The organism is Streptomyces ambofaciens ATCC 23877, assembly GCF_001267885.1.
In the GTDB taxonomy this organism is placed as follows: Bacteria; Actinomycetota; Actinomycetes; order Streptomycetales; family Streptomycetaceae; genus Streptomyces; species Streptomyces ambofaciens.
Map to the genome: position 1 here is coordinate 1 of NZ_CP012383.1, position 16,519 is coordinate 16,519.

Genomic DNA, 16,519 nt, shown 5'->3' on the forward strand with positions numbered 1-16,519 from the left:
TTAGACTTCCAGCGGGTGTTCGTTATCGACCCGTCACTGCGTGTGTCCTCCGTCGCCATGGCACGGAGGACGCGGCCCGCCGGCCAAAAGTCACAGGGGCCGCAAGCTAGGTGACACCGATGGTTGACAACGAACAGCCGGACTGGAGCTTCTGGTGCTTCGTCATCGCTCTCCTGGACCTGGCACTCCAGGTGATGACGAAGTAGATGCTCCGCCCGGCAGCTCGCTTGTGGTGAGACAGGGCCGCTCCAGCCAGCCAGGCTGGACGGTCCTGTTTCGTTGTGCGGCCGGTGCAACACTTTCTGCATTGCTTGGCCGCTTGCCATTGTACCTTCCATCCCCGCAGATTCGTAATTCGGGATCCTCAATTGCTCGCCTGTTGGACCGAATGACGCTTGTTGAACGATGCTGCGTCCTTGAGCTCTGTCTGCTTCCGCCGGGAGGCTGCTGCGGGATGGCCCCCACAGTCTCACGGTAGCGTTCTTGCAGGTCAGCGCCTTCCTTGTAGGCGATGGTCGCTGTAGTGCTGGCTTCCCAAGCCCTGGCTTGATGGATCCGCCAGCTCAGTTAGGGCGTGCACGGCAGCGTCCATGCGGTCTGGGGAGTCCATGCCAGGGATCCAGGTGACCATCTGTCGTTCCAGGTCAGGGAACTCCCCCACGTGGTGGACGTGGCCCTGTTCATACAGTTGGGCGATGGGCTCTGCCCTCAATCGTTTGCCTTGCTTCGCGTTGACCTCGATGAGCCGGGGCATCGGACGGCCCTCGGTCCGGCCGGATCGTTGCAGCTCCTGCCATGCCTGGATGAGGACCTGTTTGGTCATGTCGCCGCCGAAGTTCGTCTCGACAACGAAGGCGTCTGCGTCGATGTCCAGTGCGAGGAGGCAGGCCTCCAGGCCCCAGGCGTTGGCGCCGTGCCTGCCTGAGCGGTCGGCGAAGAGGTAGTGCTCTCCGTCGCTGTCGCGGCCGGCGGCGATGATGCCGGTCTCGTCGTTGACGGTGCCTGACCCGCCGGAGGGGTCGATCGCTACGAGGCTGCGGGTGAGGTTGACGCCGCGGAAGGCGGCGGGGCTGATGCGGTTGCTGGTGATCCACGACCATTGCCAGACTCCGCCCTCGAGCGGTCTGGGCTGCTGTTGGTAGAGGGCCCACCAGACGCGTTCACCTACGGATTTTCGGATGCGGGCGTAGTCCTCCTCGTTGTACCGCTCGGGCCAGAGGGCGTCGCCGGGTTGCCGGCCGAGGGGGTCGTCGGGGGTGAGGGCGATGGCGGGCAGGTCGATGACGATCCAGTCGTCTGGTTCTTCTTTGAGGAGCCGTCCGGAGAGGTCGTCGTCGTCCCAGCGGGTGTTTACGAGGAGGACGGACCCTTGGGGTTCGAGGCGGGTGAGGAGGACGGACTGCCACCAGTCCCAGACGCGGTCGCGTTGGGTGGGGCTGCCGGCGTCCTCGGAGCCTTTGAAGGGATCATCGACGCAGGCTACGTGGGCGCCGCGGCCGGTCAGAGGGCCTCCGACGCCTGCGGTGACCATGCCGCCTTCGTGGCCGTCGATGTCGAACCGGTTCGCGGCCTGCGACCCGTACTTCAGGTTGATCCCCAGCATGGGAGCGTGTTCGGTGATCGTGTTGCGGATCCAGCGGCCGTGGTCGTCGGCGAGGTGCGCTGCGTAGGAGGCGAGCATGAACCGGTGCTCGGGCTGGCGGCGCAGGTACCAGGTGGGCCCCCAGCGGGAGGTGCGCCGGGACTTCCCGGCACGTGGGGGCATCGTGACCATCGCTCGGATCCGTTCCCCGCGGGCGATGCGCTGGTAGATCCGGTCGATGATGTCGAGGTGCCTGGCCTGCATCTCCTTGCCGTGGGTGAGGACCGCGGCGAGGGCGCCCGGGGAGCGGTCCATGGCCAGTTCGGCTTCGACTGCGGCGAGCTGGGCGCGGAGGTCACTGGAGGCAGTGCGAATGATGTGCCGGCGCTCGGGGGCGGGCAGGGCCCGGTAGCGGGCGAGGATGCCGTCAGGCACTGCTGTCGCCAGGCTGGCCGGGCGGGTCCTCGTCGTCTGGGGTGGGGCCGGGGCCGGCGTTCATGATGGCTTCCAGTTCCGCGTCGCTGGCCTGGCTCATCTGGAGGGGGCCACCGTTGGCGCCGGTGATCTCGGACTTGACGGGCATGTCGAGGCCGTTGAGTTTGGCGCGGCGGTCCATGAGGCGGAGGACGGTGTCGACGGCTCGCATGTCCAGGGCGTGGTCGACGACGTTGCCTTCCTTGTCGAAGACCGGGGAGGGTTTGGTGGCGCGGGGCCAGGCGGCCTCGAGGAGCTGGTCGAGGCGTTCGTTTTCCTGCTGCCGGTAGGCGCTGGCCTCGGCGGCTTCTTCGTCGCGGTGGTTTTCGAGGGCGCGGATGAGGTCTTTGCGTGCGTCGCCGGGGCTGCTGTAGCCGAGGGCTTCGATGCGTTCGTCGTCGTAGCGGACGCCTTGCCGGCGCAGCTCGAGGAGCTTGGTGCGGCGGACGGTGACTTCATCGCGCTTGAGTCTGGACCAGGCCATGGCGGTGGGGCTCCCGCTGGGTTGCGTGTGTGGTTGTCGGCCCCGCGCCTACTGGGATGATCGCTGATTTCCGGGCGGGTGTTCCCCCCTTGCCATGTGAGCGGCCCCCGTCGCGCCCGGCGGGGTGGGGGCGTGGCGGGGGCCGTTGATGCTCGGGGAGCCGAGGGGGGCGGGCCCGAGCGGTTGTAGGCACGGCCCAGGTGTACTGGCTGATACCAGTGGGCGCGGGGACACCCTGGAGGCTCCGGCAGTCCTCCCGGGCCGTGCACTTCTGATGCTGCCGTACATTCGGCGGTTTGTCTGAGGTGCCCTTCCCCCCTGGCGTGCGTCAGCCCCCGGTGGGGTTCCGGGGGCTGGTCGCTTCGGTCGCTGCCCTACGTCTCGTCGGTGATGGGGAGGCGGCCGAGGGCGTAGGTGCCGCGTTCGCGGCCGCAGTCGGCGCCGCGGTGGATGAGTTCCTTGCGGGTCATGGCGCTGAGGGTGTTGTCGAGGGTGGAGCCGGAGACGCCGGAGACGCGGCTGATGGTGTCGCGGCTGGTGTAGATGGTCTCGATGCCGGCGGGGTCGGTGAAGCTCTGGAGCGCTTCGAGGATCTTCTCTTCGGCGGTGGGGGGCTTCTTCGGGCCGAGGTCGATACCGGAGAGGAGAGAGGCGGTGCCGTCGCTGGGGTCGCTGTCGGTGCCGTCTTCGTCGCCGAGGATGGGCGTGGCGGCGATCTCGTCGCGGTCGTCCCAGTCGGGCCAGTCGGCGGGGTAGGCGATGGCCGTCTCGTCGATGTAGGGGGCGGCGGACTCGAGGATGAAGGTGCGCATCATCTCGGCTGCTCCGCCGGGGCCGAGGGTGTAGCCGAGGCCGAACGTGGACTTGGGGTCCTTCAGGGTGACGGTCTCGTCGTACACGAGGGGCCGTTCGACGTCCCAGGAGGCGGGAATCTGGCCGGGGTCGACGCCCTCGAATCCGGTGGTGACGAGGTGCTGCTGCCCGGAGTCGGAGCGGAGCATGACGAGGGATCCGCCCTGGATGACGTTCATGCGGAGGGCGGTGGAGCCGCCGAGCTTGTCGGCGTTCACGGCCTGGTTGACGATCGTGAGGATGATGCCGAGGGAGCGTGCCTTGGCGGCGAGCGCCTCGAGGATGATCCCGGCTTCCTTCTTGTGGTCGACGAGTTCGGACAGGGGGACGTGGGCTTCGTCGAGGATGACGCGGACCCAGGGCCGATCCGGGGTGGCGACGAAGTTCTTCATCTTGAGGCGGGCGGATTCCTTGATGCGCCACTGGAGGAGGGCGTAGGCGACGCGGAGGGCGCCCATGACGCCGTCTTCGCCGAGGCCGTTGTAGCAGGCCATGGTTTCGACGTCGGGGTTGGAGGAGCCCTTGGGGTCGCCGTTGATGATGGCGTGGCCGTTGACGTGGTCGGCGAGGGCGACGATCTGGACGAGGCCGCCTTTGCCGGAGCCGGTGACGCCGGCGATGAAGAGGTGGCGGGCTCCGAGGTGGGGGTCGGTGAACTGGATGCGGGCGGGGAAGCCGGAGACGTGGCGGCCGACCTGTACGTATCCGCCGTCGGAGATCTTCAGGACGTCGGTGCCGGGGAAGGGGACGCCTTCCTGGAGGGGGTTGTGCTTCATGAGGCGAATCTCGCCCTTGCGGGGGTCGCCGGGGACGGGGTTGTAGGAGCAGAGGAGGGTGTTGGTGCGGAGGGCGCCGGCGAGTTCAGCGCGGTCGGGTACGGGGATCTTGTTGATGGTCTCGCCGGCGATGACGTAGGCGACTTCGCCGCCGGTGTTGGGGTCGGTCTGGACGTCTTCGAGGTGGGTGTCGGCCATGACGCCGCCCTTGCGGCCGACCCATTTGCGCCAGGCGCCGGCGAGGGTGTTGGGGTCGAGTTCGGCAGGGGGCTGGAGGTTGACGGTGATGGTGGCTTCGCCGGAGTGCGCGCCGGGCTTGATGGTGATCCAGGAGGCGTGGGCCTGGTAGGGGGTGGCCTGGTAGGCGGAGGAAACGGTGTCGTCGGTGACGGTGACGGCCTGTCCGGGCCGTGCGGTGATGATGCCGTTCCAGCGCAAGGCGGAGAGGGTGCGGAGTTCGAGTTCCTGGCCTTTGTGGGTGCCGGTTTCGTGGTTGGAGATGATCTGGTACCAGCGGTGGACGATCTGCTTGGCGGGGGTGTCGACGGTGACTGCCGCGGGTGTTCCTGGTGGGGCGGTGATGTGGGGGGTGGTCTTCCGCTGGCGGGCGAGGATCTTGCGGAGCTTGAGGGGGACGACGGCGACGGCGGCCCACCAGCCGAGGGAGACGATGCCGGGGATGGGGTTTCCGGCGAGGTCGAGGAAGCCGGCCATGAGGGCGTCGGTTCCTGCGGGGCCTTGGGCGGTGCCCATGAGGAGGGCCATGCCGCTGGTGAGGGTGGAGGTGAAGAGGGTGGTGCGGTGGCCGCGGATGATGTCGCCGGCGGGCAGCTGGTGGAGGAGGTTGTCGGGGAGGCGGTTCATGTAGTTCGCGGCGAGGAATCCGGCGGTGCCGCCGTAGGTGATGGCGCCGAGGATGGCGGCGCTGCCGTCGAGGAGGGGTGCGGTGATGCCGACGCCGATGGGGGCGGCGATGGTGGTCCAGGCGATGGCGCGTTCGGTGGCGGCGGGGCGGGCGGGGGCGGTGGTGGGCTGGCTCATCGGGGTCTCCATCGGCGTGTAGACGGTGGGCTGGGGGCGGGGGCCGGGGGCTATTCCTGGGTGAGCCAGCCGCGGTCGACGTCGTAGATCTCGCGGCCGACGGAGGAGCGGGCGGCTGCTTCCCCGATGCGGGAGTGGCTGGCCTTGTTCTGGTCGTGGGCGGCCTGCGCGGTGCGGGCGGTGGTGTCTCCGGCGGCGGCGTAGTCGGCGGCGGCGGCCGCGACGCCGTCCATGAGGCGGGCGACGTCGCGGGTTTCGGCGACGGTGGCCTGGTCGACGCGGAGGGCACCGATGGATTCGGCGACGCGGGCGGTGTCCTTGGCTTCGTCGGCGATGGCCTTGGCGTGGCCGACGATGGCTTCGCTGGAGCGGGCGATGTCCTTGGCGAGGGCGGAGGTCTGCTTGGCGAGCTGGCCGTAGGTCAGGTCAGGCATTGGCGTGCCCCATCTCTCGGTAGAAGTTCATGACGGCGGGCGCGGCCTCGGGGGAGTCGATGACGGCCTTGTAGATGCCGCCGTAGCGGGTCTCGGTGTTGGCGTGGAGCGCCTTGCAGGCTTCGCTGGATCGGACGGCCCGCTTGTGGATCTCTGCTGCCTTGGTGGCTTGGACCTGGGCGGCGTCGGCGAGCGTGGACAGTGCGGCGACGAGCTTGTCGCCGCCCTTGACGCCGCGGGCCTGCTCGAGGAGCTGGGTGATCTGCTTGGCCTGCTCGTTGGCGTGGTCTTCGAGGGTGCGGGTGGCTTCGGCGACCATCGTCATGCGGTCGGTTTTGCCCTGGAGCTGCTGCTGGAAGTTGCGGAGGGTGCGGACTTCGCCGCGGCTGATGGTGGGGCGGGCCGCGGTGTCGCCGAGGTGGACGTGGGTGCTGTCGACGCCGGCTACGGGGACGGGCTGCGGGCCGGGGGCGTGCGTGGGCTTGGGCGGCACCTGCTGCTGGTAGTCGGCGCTGGAGGCGGTCTGGGTCACGGGGGTGTCCTCCGGGCTGGTGCGGGTCTTCTTGCGGTCGTTGTGGGCTTTGTCGAGGCGGGCCTTTTCCCGGCTGGCGGCTTCGGTGGTGTCGCGGTAGCCGTCGCGGGTGCCGTCGCGCCAGGCGGTGGCGTGCGCGACGGCTTTGGCGGCGCGGGTGCCGTCGCGGTAGCCGGCCTCGCGGGAGGACTGGAGGTTGACCCTCGGGGTGAGGGTGCGGGCGGTGTCGGGGCGGCGGCTGGTGTCCTTGCCGGCGTTGGGGGCTTTGGTCAGGTCGACTTTCTGGGGCGTCTTGGGGGTGCCGTCGGCGGTGGGGGGCTTCTTCTGCCCGCTGCCCGTGGTGTCCGTGTTGGGGCGGCCGGTGGCGTTGTCGGGCTTGGCCTGGTCTTTCGGGCTGGTGTCCTTGTCCGTGGCGGGCGTGGTCTTGCTGCTGGGTGTGGTGGTCTTCCCGTCCTTCGGCTTCGGGGCGGGCGTGCTGCTGCTCCCGCCCCTGCTGTCCTTGGGGTTGTCCTTGCCGGGCTTCCCGGCCGGGCCCGAGTCGCCGGGCTTCCCCGTGCCTCCGGTGTCCCCGCAGGTGTTTCCGGTGCTGGCCTGCTTGTCCTTGCCGGTCTTGGAGCGGGTGCCGCCGTCGGCGCCGGACTTCCCGGCGGTCTGCTTGTCCGCGCCTCCTCGACCCTTACCGGCGTTGCCGGAGGTGGAGGGGCTGCCCGATCCCCCGCCCGTTCCGCCGCGCCCCGGACCACCATTGCCCTTGGGGCCGGTGCCGCCGCCGCTACGGCCGACGTCCTGCTTGTGGCCGCCCGCAGTGCCGCGTCCGCTGCCTCCACTGCCGGGCTTTCCACTCCCGGCCGGTCCCGACGTGTTCTTCGGGCCCGCGCCGGCCGCCTTTCCGGGACCGCTGGACTTACTGCTGAGGGACTTACCAGCGGTATTCGTCTTGCTGCCCTTGCCGGAATTACCGGAGCCGCTGTCGACCTTTTCGGACCGGTTGACGGTCACTGTTTCCTTGACCTGACGGGCTTTCGCCTTCTCCTTCTGAAGGTCGAGGCGCTTGTTCCGGGCGTCGGCGCCCTTCTTCCAGCGTTCCGCTCCGGCGAGCATCCACGCCTTGATGACGCTCTGCTGCTGCTTCGCGGACGCCGCCTTTCCGTTCTTTCCCGGCTCGTCCGCGGGGGCGTCTTCGGCGGTGAACACGGCGCTGCTGGTGTCGGTGACAGCCTGTTCTCCGTCGGCCGTGAGGGTGGTCGCGCCGGGGCCGAGAGTGAACGGGGTGCGGGTGGCTTCGATGGGGGCGAGGAGCCCGGCCACGCCGGTCGGCTGCTGCCCTGCGCCGCTGCTGGCGGGGGTGGTGGGTGCAGTGTTGGGGGGCGGGTCGTGGGGGCCGGGGACGGCCGCGGGGACCGTGTCGCTCGCCATCAGATTCCTCACTGTGGGTAGTTACTACTACTGGTGGATCACCCGTCGGGAGCCGGTGATCGGCTCCCTGGGGGCGGTAGTAGGCCGGTAGGAGCGGGAGAGGGGCGGTAGTAGTAGCTACGTCTGGCTACTCTTCGTGAGCTTCTTCGTTCCGGCGAGGGCGATGAGTCCGAGGGCGCCGGCGCCGATGAGGAGGCCCTGCGTGATGCCCCCGTCGTCGCTGCCGCTGGTGTTGGTGCTGGCGCCGGCGGCCTGCATGGACGCCTGGGTGGCGGTCGGGTACTTGGCCTGGCAGTCGTCCTGGACGGACTGGTAGGTGACGCCCATGAGCTTCCCGACGAGCTTCTGGTTGACCTTCACGCAGGCGTCGACCTGCTTCTTCCGCTCGCTGTTCTCGGTGCTCTGCTGTTCCTGTGCGGCGGTGTTGGCCTTGTTGAGTTCCCGCTGCATTTCGAGCTGGAGTTGCTGCTGCTTGAGGGCGAGTTCCTGGGCCTTGACGTCGGCGTCGGCCTGCTGCGCGGTGTACTGCTGCCAGCCGAAGAGGCTGCCGCAGGCGATGACGGCGGTTCCGATGCCGATGGCGGCCTTTCCTCGGGGGGTGAGGCCGGTCTTTACGGGCTGCGTGTAGGCGGGCGCGGGCGGCGGCCCGTAGGGGGTGGGGTCGCCGTAATTGGCGTGGGAATTCGGCTGGATTCCCTGAACGATGCGCTCGAATTCGTCGGGGCTGTTCATGGCTATTCTCCGTGGTTTCGGGCGGCGCTGGCGGATGCGGTGATGAGGTGTTTGACCTGGGGGAATGTGCGGGTGGGGAGGTCGTTCCAGGCGTGGAAGGGCATGTCTTCTCCGTCCATGCGGAGGGTGTGCTGGAGGTAGTCGACGGCGCGTGCTCGGCTGGCGGGGGTGACGTGTCCGGTGCGTTCGAGGAGGGTCTGGGCGCCGCGGATGCACATGCGGCCGGTCGGTGAGAAGTCGAGGCTGCGGCACCAGCCGTAGCGTTCGAGGACGGCCAACGTCTGGGTGAGGTGGTCGGACGGGCGGAGCGGGATCGGGTTCTGCCACAGGCCGAGGGCGGCCGCGGTGTTGCGGATGCCGGCGGGGATGAGGAGGTGCCAGCGGGTGGGCCAGTCGGGGGCGGCCGGTACCGGGAGGGGGGCCGGGGCCGGCCGGACCGCGGGGCGGGGGGCGCGGGTGGGGGCCGCGGACGGGGCGGCCGTCCGCGGCTCGGTGATCGTGTGGCGGCGGCTCACAGGTAGCCCCCGTCGGTGGTGTTGCGCGCCTTGATGCGGGACAGGACGGTGCGCACGTATGCGGCGTCCGCTTCGATGCCGTGATGCGCGAGGCGCTTCACGATCTGCGGCGCTGACGCGGTCGGGTCCGCATCACGGACGACACGGACCGCCGCAGCCTTCGACAGGCCCTGAAGCGGAAGCGCCTCGCTGTCGCGCAGCAGGGGCGCCTCACCGATGATGCGGGGCGTCTCAGCGGGGGCCAGTGCTACGCGCGACTCGGGCGCATCATGCCGCTCATCAGGGACTTCATCGACCGCATCGGTACGGTCCAGTGATGCGGGGGCGGCGGTCAGTTCGAGGGGGCGGCGCCTCTGAAGCTCCCGTGCGCGGTCCTGGCGCGTCACCTCGATGTCGAAGTCCGTGGACACTTCGGCCATGAGGAGTTCGGCGCGCATCGTGCGGCGCCGCATCTCTGCGGCGTGCTGCGCCTCTTCGAAGACGAGGCCGCGCTCCATCTCGGCAAGGGTGGCCTTCTCCTCGTCGGTGAGTGCGGCGGGGTCGCGCATGTCGGCGAGGGCGAGGGCCCAGACGACCTTGGCTCCGAGGGGGAGGAAGGGGCCGGCGTAGGCCATGGCGAGGTTGTTGTCGGCGATGCCGTGCCAGACGAGGAAGCTGGCGACGGCGAGGAGGGCTGCCCAGCCGAAGCAGGCGACGGGCCACCTCTTGCCGGCGATTCGTACGCCGCGGTACTCGGCGTAGATGACGGAGCCCCATACGGCGTCGGCACAGGCGGCGACGGTGATGCCGGCGGGTCCGGCGCCGAGGAGGTCGAAGAGGCTCCAGGTGGTCCAGATGAGGGAGCCGAAGGACAGGAGGGCGGCGAGCTTGATGAGGGGGGACGTCTTGGCGGTGGTGGCGTTCACTGGACCTCTTCCTTTCGGTGAGCGGTTGTGGGGGTGGTCAGGCGGCGGTGGTGAGGTCGGCCGGGTTGGTGGCGGCCAGGGCGTCGATCTCGGCGAGGTTGATCTCGGTCTCGAAGTCGGTGGTCGTCCAGGTGGTGGAGTCGTTGCCGTGGGCCTTCGCGAACTCGGGTCCGGTCATGGGGGCTGCTCCTTTGCAGCTGGTGGGTGGTCCGCTGGTCGTGCTGGGGGCCGCACCCCGCAGGGGGGTGGTCGGGGTGCGGCCTCCGGCGGGGCCAGAGGTGGGGCCCGGCCGTGTCGGCTCGGTCCGGGCCCCGGTCGGGGGTGGTCAGGCGGCGGGGATGCGGATGTCGCTGATGCGGCCGGAGGGGTCCACTTCGACGCGCATGTCGCAGATGACGCAGTGGTGGGAAGCGGGGCCGTCCGTCACCGCCTGGCGGGTCGTCATCGGGCGGGCGTGGCACTTGAGCGACTTGTTGGGGTCGATCTGGTCGCCGACTCGAACACGGGTGAAGTGGTCGGTGGTGATGGCGGACATGTTGGGTTCCTCTCGGGTCAGGTGCCGTCGATGGCTGCGCTGGTGTCGGATGCGGCTTGGTGGAGTTCGGGGTCGGTGAGGGCGAAGCAGGCGCGTTCACCGGCGAGGGCGGCGTTCTTCTGCTGGTCGAGGGGGAGGGTCCGCAGGGCGGGGTTGGTGTCGGGGTCGGAGAGGCGGGCGATGAGGAGGCCGATCGCGGAGACGACGTTCGTGCCGTCGGAGGCGCCGGCCAACGTGGCGATGAGGGTCTGGGTGCGGTCGACGGTGTGCCGGGTGAGGGCGAGGAGGCGCAGGCCGGAGAGGATCTGGTCGATGGCGGGGTCCTGGACGGCGGCGAGGTCTTCGAGGAGGCCGGCGAGGTCGTCGTCGAGCGGGGGGACGGCGTTGTCGGCGGTGTGGACGTGGCCGGCCATCACAGCTCTCCGTCCCAGTCGGAGACGGCCTCGTCGAACGCGGCGACCGCGCAGTTCGGGTCTTCCTGCGCGACCTGCATGAGGAAGCCGGCGTCGAGGCCGATGCAGTACTCCTCCAGTTCCGCTTCGAGGACCGGGTCGACGGCCACGGTGGGGGCGGGCGGGAGGGTTTCCTGGTGGGCGGCCTTGGTGGCGTTCCACTGGGCGAGGGCTTCGGTGGCGGCTTCCAGGTCGGCGGTGGACAGGCTGGCGTCGCCGATGAACTGACCGGTGGGGCCGAGGAGCATGATCCGGCCGGCGACCTCGGTGTCCTGGGACAGGCCGAGGATCTGCTCGATGAGCGCCATGAGGCGGAGGTCGTTCTCGTTGGGGTTGTCGCGGTTCATCGCTGGCCACCGCCTTCCAGGAGGTGGAGCTTGGGGCGGCTGGTGATGACCGGGTTGTGGGCGTGCTTGGTGCGGAGCGCGTTACCGCGGAAGACGGTGGCGTCGGCGAGTCCGCGGAGGTTGACGGGGTCCAGGTCGGCGTGACCGAGGACCAGGCTGTGGTCCGGGACGAGCAGCGTCGCCGTGATGCGGAGCTGGCCGAGGTCGATACCGGGGGCCGGCACGAACGGGGGCAGGGCACGGAGCGCGTCGAGGAAGGCGATACCGCTGCGCTCGGCGTACTGCCGGTGGAAGTCCTCCATCAGAGCGTCACCGCCTTGAGGACGCGGTCCGAGCCGGTCCAGGTGGCGCCGGTGTAGTGCTCGGTGCCGGCGTGGATGTCGCGGACGAGGACGGCGAAGCGGGCGGCGTTCCGCTTGAGGATGCGGCGGGCTTCGGTGAGGTCGGTGATGACGGCGCGAACCTCGAAGGTGCCGGACGCGTTGTCGTAGACGGTGCCGGGGGTCCGCGGACCGATCTGCGCGGCGGTGACTCGCCGCAGGGCTTCGTCAGCCTGGCCGAGTGTGGTCGTGGTGGAGTGCTGTACCGGTCGGATACGGTTCTGCATGGCAGTCGCTCCTGTTGAGGCGGGTAGCGATCTGTCGGGTCCTTCGGGGCCCCTGAGCGGCCTGGGTGTGCTACCACCCGGGCCGTTCGGCGTTTCCGGGGCTCCGTTGTTCCCGACGACCACCAATGTAGCGCCCTCGCGCTCCTAGCGCTAGTACTCGCGCTGGAGGTTTCTTTCGGCTAATCTCAGGGGTGTACCGCTGCGCTCCTAGAGCGCGGCAGCTAACGACAGAGAGAGGAGGTCGACCCATGCGCGACACCCCCGGATACGCGGAGATCGCCCAGCACTTCCGGCGGCAGATCCGTGACGGAACGCTGAGGCCCGGCGACACACTGCCGAGCTTCAAGGCGGCTAGCGACCAGTTCGGCGTGGCGCACACGACCGTGAACCGCGCCTACCGCGTCCTCAAGATGGAAGGGCTGACGCACGCCAAGCCTGGCGTTGGAACAGTCGTATCCAGCCCCGTCAGCAACAACATCGGCACCCGTGTAGCCCTGCACGCGGCTACCGGTAGCGCTCTCGATGGCGGTGAGGAGTCGCGAATCCTGGAGGTTGGAACGACCGGCGCCGACGAGCTGGTGGCTTCACGGTTGGACGTTGCCCCCGGCACGCCCGTGCAGGTCCGCCGGCGTGTGGTCAGCCGGAACGGTCACCCCATCCACCTGAGCAGCAGCTACTACCCGGCCTACGTGGTCGCGGTGACTCCCGAGCTGACGGAACCGGTGTCTACCGGTGCGTCGCGGGAGCTCGCGGCGTCACGGCTGGGGATGGCTCAGGACCAGGTGCTGGAGGAAGTGACGAGCCGGCACGCCACAGCCGCGGAGAAGGATGCCCTTGGGCTGACCGCGTCCGAGGTGGTCGTCACTCAGGTGGTCCGGACGGTGACGCTGGAAGATGGACGCGTTGTCGAGGTGGCCGTCAAGGTCGCTCAGGGTTCCACGATCCTGCGCTGGACGACCTCGCTCCGTCCACAGGAGTAACAGGAGGCAGCTCTGCAAGTTAGAACTGTCTAAGTAATACGGCCGACCGCACCCAGCGGCACGGCCGGCCGCCCTACTTGCCGTTGCCCTGCGAAGACGTCGGCAGTAGGGAATCCCCAACCAAGGAGATCCGCCATGAGCGTATCGCCTTCGCTTCGCACTGTGCGAAGCGGACCGCGATCAGGGGGGCCACTGTGAGCCCCCGCAACCCCAACAACGCTGGAGAGACCCGCCTCCCGCCCGCCGTGACCTTCGGAACCGGCGCCGAACTGCTGGTCAAGCTGGGAATCGTCAGCAGCATCACCCGCGAAGGCGTCCGGCACATCGCGACGTCCGAGCGGTACGAGAAGCACTGGCCGTTCGGCCCCGACAAGGCCCACCCCTACGGAGAGGGCGCCGGCGCGCTCCTCATGGCCACAGGCCCGTTCCTCGACTTCTTCCGGGACGTCTACCAGCAGGTGGACGAGAACGGCGATCTGATCGCCCCCACGGCTTCATGAACGCATTACGGGTTCTGGGATCGCAGCCCCAGCGCCCGGACACGCAGAACGGCCGGCCTTCGAGGAGGTTCGCAGCTACCTCGGGCCGACCGTTCAAGCACACCCAGCGGCTTGCACCCCGCTGGCTTCGGAAGCTCCACCCTGCAAAGAAGTGAGGTCCTCCTAATGAGGAAGCCTACTCGAACCCACTGGTATGTCGACAAGAGGACCCTCTTGATCCTCCGCACGCCGGAGGCGGCCAGGTGACCGACGCGAAGAAGAGGCCCAGCTCACTGGCCGACAATCCGCCGCTGGAGCTGTACGGCCCAGAGGATGGTGGCTGGTACACCACGCGTGTGTACGACTGGATCCCTCTGTGCCCTCAGCTGCGTGACGCGGACGTCCGGGGCTACCTGGTACTGCGATCCCTGGTGATCGAGAAGTTCAAGAACCCCGTCCGAAAGCTGACCCTGCTGGACCTGTGCGAGCTGATCCCCAGTCCGACTCCGGGGCAGCCCAGCAGCCTCACGCGAGTGCGTGGCATCCTCCAGGCCCTGTCCGCTGTCCAGCTCATCGCTACGCCCGATGGCGATCCGGTGAAGACGTCGTCGCGGGCCTCGGCGGCCAGCAAGACGATCCGGATCCGGGTGAACGATTTGCCGCCTGAGGGCTACGCGGGCTGGCGGAACACGGAGGACAAGTTGTCTCACGTGCAGCGTCTGCGGTCTGCGGCCGAGGCGGGTCGGAAATCCGACCCGGTTGGTTCGGGCGGCGCCACCGGTGGGGGTGCGGGTCGGAAATCCGACCCGGCGGGTCGTAAATCCGACCCCGGGGGTCAGAAATCCGACCCGGATCCGGCGAATGACCAGCCAGAACCCGATGTCCCTCTGGATTCTTCAGTTGGAACGAGGTCGGGGATGGATGTGCCTTCGGCACGTAGTGCCGTTGGCGTGCGTAGCACTTCTTCCTCAGGTAGTAGCGAAGCTGAGGACGGAAGCGGCTTCGCCGCGGCGGGCAAAGAAGGCTCGTCGTCGGATCAGGAAGACGGAACAGCGGGCGTGCCGGAGCAGCGGAAGTCGGATGGCCCGGAGCTCTCGAGGGACCAGCTGGCAGCCGTGCGTGCCGTAGAAGCGCTGTTGCCTCCCACTCTGCTGTCGCTGCTGCCGTATCAGCAGTTCCCCAAGCGGAACCGTGCCGCAGTCCTCGAGGCGCTGGAGTCCCGGACGGTGGAGCAGCTCCGGGATCGGGTGGCCCGCCGGTGGGTTGCCTACGGGTACGAGCCGGCCCTGCACGAGGGCAGCATCACCCAGCCGATCGGTGCCGCCCTGGAGCTGATCGTCCCGCCGCGGTACTGCCCGGACTGGTCGTGCGAGGACGGCACGATGATCGATACCGGTGTGGAGTGCCGGGCCTGCCTCGAGCGGCGCGCGTCTCGCCGGGCCGCCCGCGCGGCGGGCCTCGAGGTCAAGACGGGCAGCAGCAAGACGGGCGGTGGTGGGCGGATGCCGGAGTGCGTCATCTGCCGGGCCCCGTTCCCCGGTGCGGTCCCGGACAGCGGCGAATGCCTTACCTGCCAGAAGGAGACCGAGGCCGCTCTGGCGGCCCTCAGCGCTCGCCTGGACGCTCCCGACCTCGCCTGGGAGTCGTGGGCCGCGCCGGCCGCCGACGGCCCGGCAGAAGACGACGAGAACACCGGCTTGGACGAGGAAACCGTACGGCTACGCGCTCAGCTCGCCCGCCAGTTCGGCACGCCCGAGCAGGTAGAGGCGTACTGCACCGAAGCCCCGTTCTAGCTTCTCGCGGGCCTGGCCAACATCCTGCCAGGCCCGCCCTCGACAAGGAGAATCACGGCATGGCCGTCTACCGATCCCGCCCCCTCCCCTTCATCACACTGCCGCGCGAAGTCCTGCTGAACGGCAACCTGACCCCCACCAGTCGGCTCCTGTACGCCCTGCTGCTGTCCTCCCTGGACGTCGACATGGAGTTCAGCCAGATCGCCACCTTGGCGGGCCTGCGCCACCCTGACGAGCTCTCCCCCTACCTGGAAGAGCTGGCCCAGATCGGCGCCGTGGAGGTGGGTGACCACGAGGGTCGCGGGTCAGTCCTGACCGTGCATGAGATGCCGGTCGTCCCCCAGCAGCGAACCCACACCTGTGTGCCCTGCGAGGACTGCGGCGACTGTTCCTGCGAGTACATCAAGGGCGTCTGCCGGCCCTGCTCCGAAATCCGACGCACCAATGATCAAGCGAAGCGGGACATTGACCGCTGGAAGCGGCAACTTGAGGCCGGCGCCACCTACGCCATCGGTCAGCACGCCGCCCGACTGCACCGCTGGGACTGCCCGACGCTGAACACGCCGGAGAAGGGCATGGCGCGCCTCGAGGAGCAGAAGCCCTACGCAAAGAACGGCGGTTACTACTGGTCCAGGCTGCCGGACCTTTACACGGCCGATGAGCTGCGTCAGAAGGGCTCACGGAAGAAACACTGCGCCGTCTGCGGCCCCGACCCGCTGTAGCACGCTCGTCCATCTCCCGCACGTCTGGCGTACCAATTCGAAGGAGTGCCTGTGCCCCTGCTCGACACACCCTGGCCGCCGATCAACGAGATGATCGACCTGCGCCCCGGCAGCGTGACCACCGTTGCCTCTCTGCCGACCGCAGGACGGTCCACGTTCACCCTGAACATGGCCCTGCACAACGCCCTGAAGGGAACGTGCACCCTCTACACGTCCAGTGAGATCGACGCGGAATCGCTGACGGAGAAGGCCGTGAGCGCGCTCTATGGCATTGACCTGCGCCACCGTGAGGCTCCGCTCGGTGGCTGGGACGTCTTCAGCGCCAGGACCAAGGCAGAGGTGGTTTCCCTCCCGCTCTACCTGCACGCAGCCACGCAGGAAACGCCAGAAGCGGCCTTCGAAGCTGGAACGGTCACCAGTGGCCAGCGCGGGCGCAAGGTTCGACTTTGGGTCCTGGACTCGCTCGCCCACTTCAGCCCGTTCGTCCATGCCGATGACGGAGTCTGGGACTTCGAACAGTCCATGACCCAGCTGCGCCGCATCGCGGAGCGGGAGCAGATGGCAATAGTCGTCACTGCCTGCGCGGAGAACCAGTCGGAAGACGAACTGCTCACCCTCGAGCACGTGCCGTCCCCCGTGGTGAAGCTCTCCGACCAGGTTCTGATGCTGCACCGCGAAGGCGCATACTGGCAGAACGGTCCGGCGTCCGACGTCGCCATCGTTACCCGGCTCAAGCCCGAGCTCGAGAAGCCGGCGACGCTTCGCTTCAAGCCTCGTCTGTGCCGGTTCAGTTCCCTCGAGATCGACATTTGATTTAGGGAAGTGCATTCGGCAAGCGCGCCCCCAGGTTCTCAAGCTTGG

The 16,519-nt window shown here is 68.7% G+C and carries 19 protein-coding genes; 5 read left to right on the top strand and 14 right to left on the bottom strand.

Features of this window, described 5'->3' with window-relative positions; genetic code table 11:
* Window positions 1-490: 490 nt before the first annotated feature.
* The 14 genes from SAM23877_RS36155 to SAM23877_RS36215 form a co-directional block, all read right to left on the bottom strand.
* On the bottom strand, window positions 491-2,017 hold the full coding sequence (locus SAM23877_RS36155; protein WP_244903111.1) for a terminase large subunit domain-containing protein: 1,527 nt from the start codon (window positions 2,015-2,017) through the stop codon (window positions 491-493).
* Window positions 2,010-2,540, bottom strand: a complete 531-nt coding sequence (locus SAM23877_RS36160; RefSeq protein ID WP_053143193.1) for a hypothetical protein — start codon at window positions 2,538-2,540, stop codon at window positions 2,010-2,012. The genes SAM23877_RS36155 and SAM23877_RS36160 overlap by 8 nt, the downstream gene beginning before the upstream one ends.
* A 374-nt stretch (window positions 2,541-2,914) precedes the next feature.
* Window positions 2,915-5,209 (bottom strand): type IV secretory system conjugative DNA transfer family protein, encoded by a 2,295-nt coding sequence (locus SAM23877_RS36165; protein ID WP_053143195.1) that lies wholly within the window; start codon window positions 5,207-5,209, stop codon window positions 2,915-2,917.
* A gap of 50 nt (window positions 5,210-5,259) precedes the next feature.
* Entirely contained in the window at window positions 5,260-5,643 is a 384-nt protein-coding gene (locus tag SAM23877_RS36170; RefSeq protein WP_053143198.1) for a hypothetical protein, read from the bottom strand.
* Window positions 5,636-7,591: a hypothetical protein gene (locus SAM23877_RS36175; protein WP_053143200.1), complete on the bottom strand. Its 1,956-nt coding sequence runs from the start codon at window positions 7,589-7,591 to the stop codon at window positions 5,636-5,638. The genes SAM23877_RS36170 and SAM23877_RS36175 overlap by 8 nt, the downstream gene beginning before the upstream one ends.
* Before the next feature lie 117 nt (window positions 7,592-7,708).
* A complete protein-coding gene (locus SAM23877_RS36180; RefSeq protein ID WP_053143202.1) occupies window positions 7,709-8,323 on the bottom strand; it encodes a hypothetical protein in 615 nt (204 codons plus the stop codon).
* Window positions 8,324-8,325: 2 nt separating this feature from the next.
* A complete protein-coding gene (locus tag SAM23877_RS36185) occupies window positions 8,326-8,838 on the bottom strand; it encodes a DUF6197 family protein (protein ID WP_053143204.1) in 513 nt (170 codons plus the stop codon).
* On the bottom strand, window positions 8,835-9,743 hold the full coding sequence (locus SAM23877_RS36190; protein ID WP_053143206.1) for a hypothetical protein: 909 nt from the start codon (window positions 9,741-9,743) through the stop codon (window positions 8,835-8,837). The genes SAM23877_RS36185 and SAM23877_RS36190 overlap by 4 nt, the downstream gene beginning before the upstream one ends.
* A 37-nt stretch (window positions 9,744-9,780) precedes the next feature.
* The gene (locus SAM23877_RS39925) at window positions 9,781-9,921 is read right to left on the bottom strand and encodes a hypothetical protein (protein ID WP_159042056.1); all 141 of its coding nucleotides are present in this window, start codon (window positions 9,919-9,921) and stop codon (window positions 9,781-9,783) included.
* Window positions 9,922-10,068: 147 nt separating this feature from the next.
* Window positions 10,069-10,278: a hypothetical protein gene (locus SAM23877_RS36195; protein WP_053143208.1), complete on the bottom strand. Its 210-nt coding sequence runs from the start codon at window positions 10,276-10,278 to the stop codon at window positions 10,069-10,071.
* 17 nt (window positions 10,279-10,295) lie between these two features.
* The gene (locus SAM23877_RS36200) at window positions 10,296-10,691 is read right to left on the bottom strand and encodes a hypothetical protein (protein WP_053143210.1); all 396 of its coding nucleotides are present in this window, start codon (window positions 10,689-10,691) and stop codon (window positions 10,296-10,298) included.
* Complete coding sequence (locus tag SAM23877_RS36205) at window positions 10,691-11,077, bottom strand: hypothetical protein (RefSeq protein ID WP_053143212.1); 387 nt, start codon at window positions 11,075-11,077, stop codon at window positions 10,691-10,693. The genes SAM23877_RS36200 and SAM23877_RS36205 overlap by 1 nt, the downstream gene beginning before the upstream one ends.
* On the bottom strand, window positions 11,074-11,379 hold the full coding sequence (locus SAM23877_RS36210; RefSeq protein ID WP_053143214.1) for a hypothetical protein: 306 nt from the start codon (window positions 11,377-11,379) through the stop codon (window positions 11,074-11,076). The genes SAM23877_RS36205 and SAM23877_RS36210 overlap by 4 nt, the downstream gene beginning before the upstream one ends.
* Entirely contained in the window at window positions 11,379-11,684 is a 306-nt protein-coding gene (locus SAM23877_RS36215; protein ID WP_053143216.1) for a hypothetical protein, read from the bottom strand. The genes SAM23877_RS36210 and SAM23877_RS36215 overlap by 1 nt, the downstream gene beginning before the upstream one ends.
* Before the next feature lie 248 nt (window positions 11,685-11,932).
* Here SAM23877_RS36215 and SAM23877_RS36220 point away from each other — a divergent pair, with 248 nt between their 5' ends.
* From SAM23877_RS36220 to SAM23877_RS36240, 5 genes are all read left to right on the top strand, one after another.
* Window positions 11,933-12,664 (top strand): GntR family transcriptional regulator, encoded by a 732-nt coding sequence (locus tag SAM23877_RS36220; protein WP_053143218.1) that lies wholly within the window; start codon window positions 11,933-11,935, stop codon window positions 12,662-12,664.
* Between the two features lie 194 nt (window positions 12,665-12,858).
* The gene (locus tag SAM23877_RS36225) at window positions 12,859-13,164 is read left to right on the top strand and encodes a hypothetical protein (RefSeq protein ID WP_159042057.1); all 306 of its coding nucleotides are present in this window, start codon (window positions 12,859-12,861) and stop codon (window positions 13,162-13,164) included.
* Window positions 13,165-13,406: 242 nt separating this feature from the next.
* Window positions 13,407-14,936, top strand: coding sequence for a hypothetical protein (locus tag SAM23877_RS39930; RefSeq protein WP_159042058.1), 1,530 nt, complete (start codon window positions 13,407-13,409; stop codon window positions 14,934-14,936).
* 59 nt (window positions 14,937-14,995) lie between these two features.
* Window positions 14,996-15,658, top strand: a complete 663-nt coding sequence (locus SAM23877_RS36235) for a hypothetical protein (RefSeq protein ID WP_244903112.1) — start codon at window positions 14,996-14,998, stop codon at window positions 15,656-15,658.
* A gap of 51 nt (window positions 15,659-15,709) precedes the next feature.
* Window positions 15,710-16,471, top strand: a complete 762-nt coding sequence (locus SAM23877_RS36240; protein ID WP_053143223.1) for a P-loop NTPase family protein — start codon at window positions 15,710-15,712, stop codon at window positions 16,469-16,471.
* Window positions 16,472-16,519 lie beyond the last annotated feature (48 nt).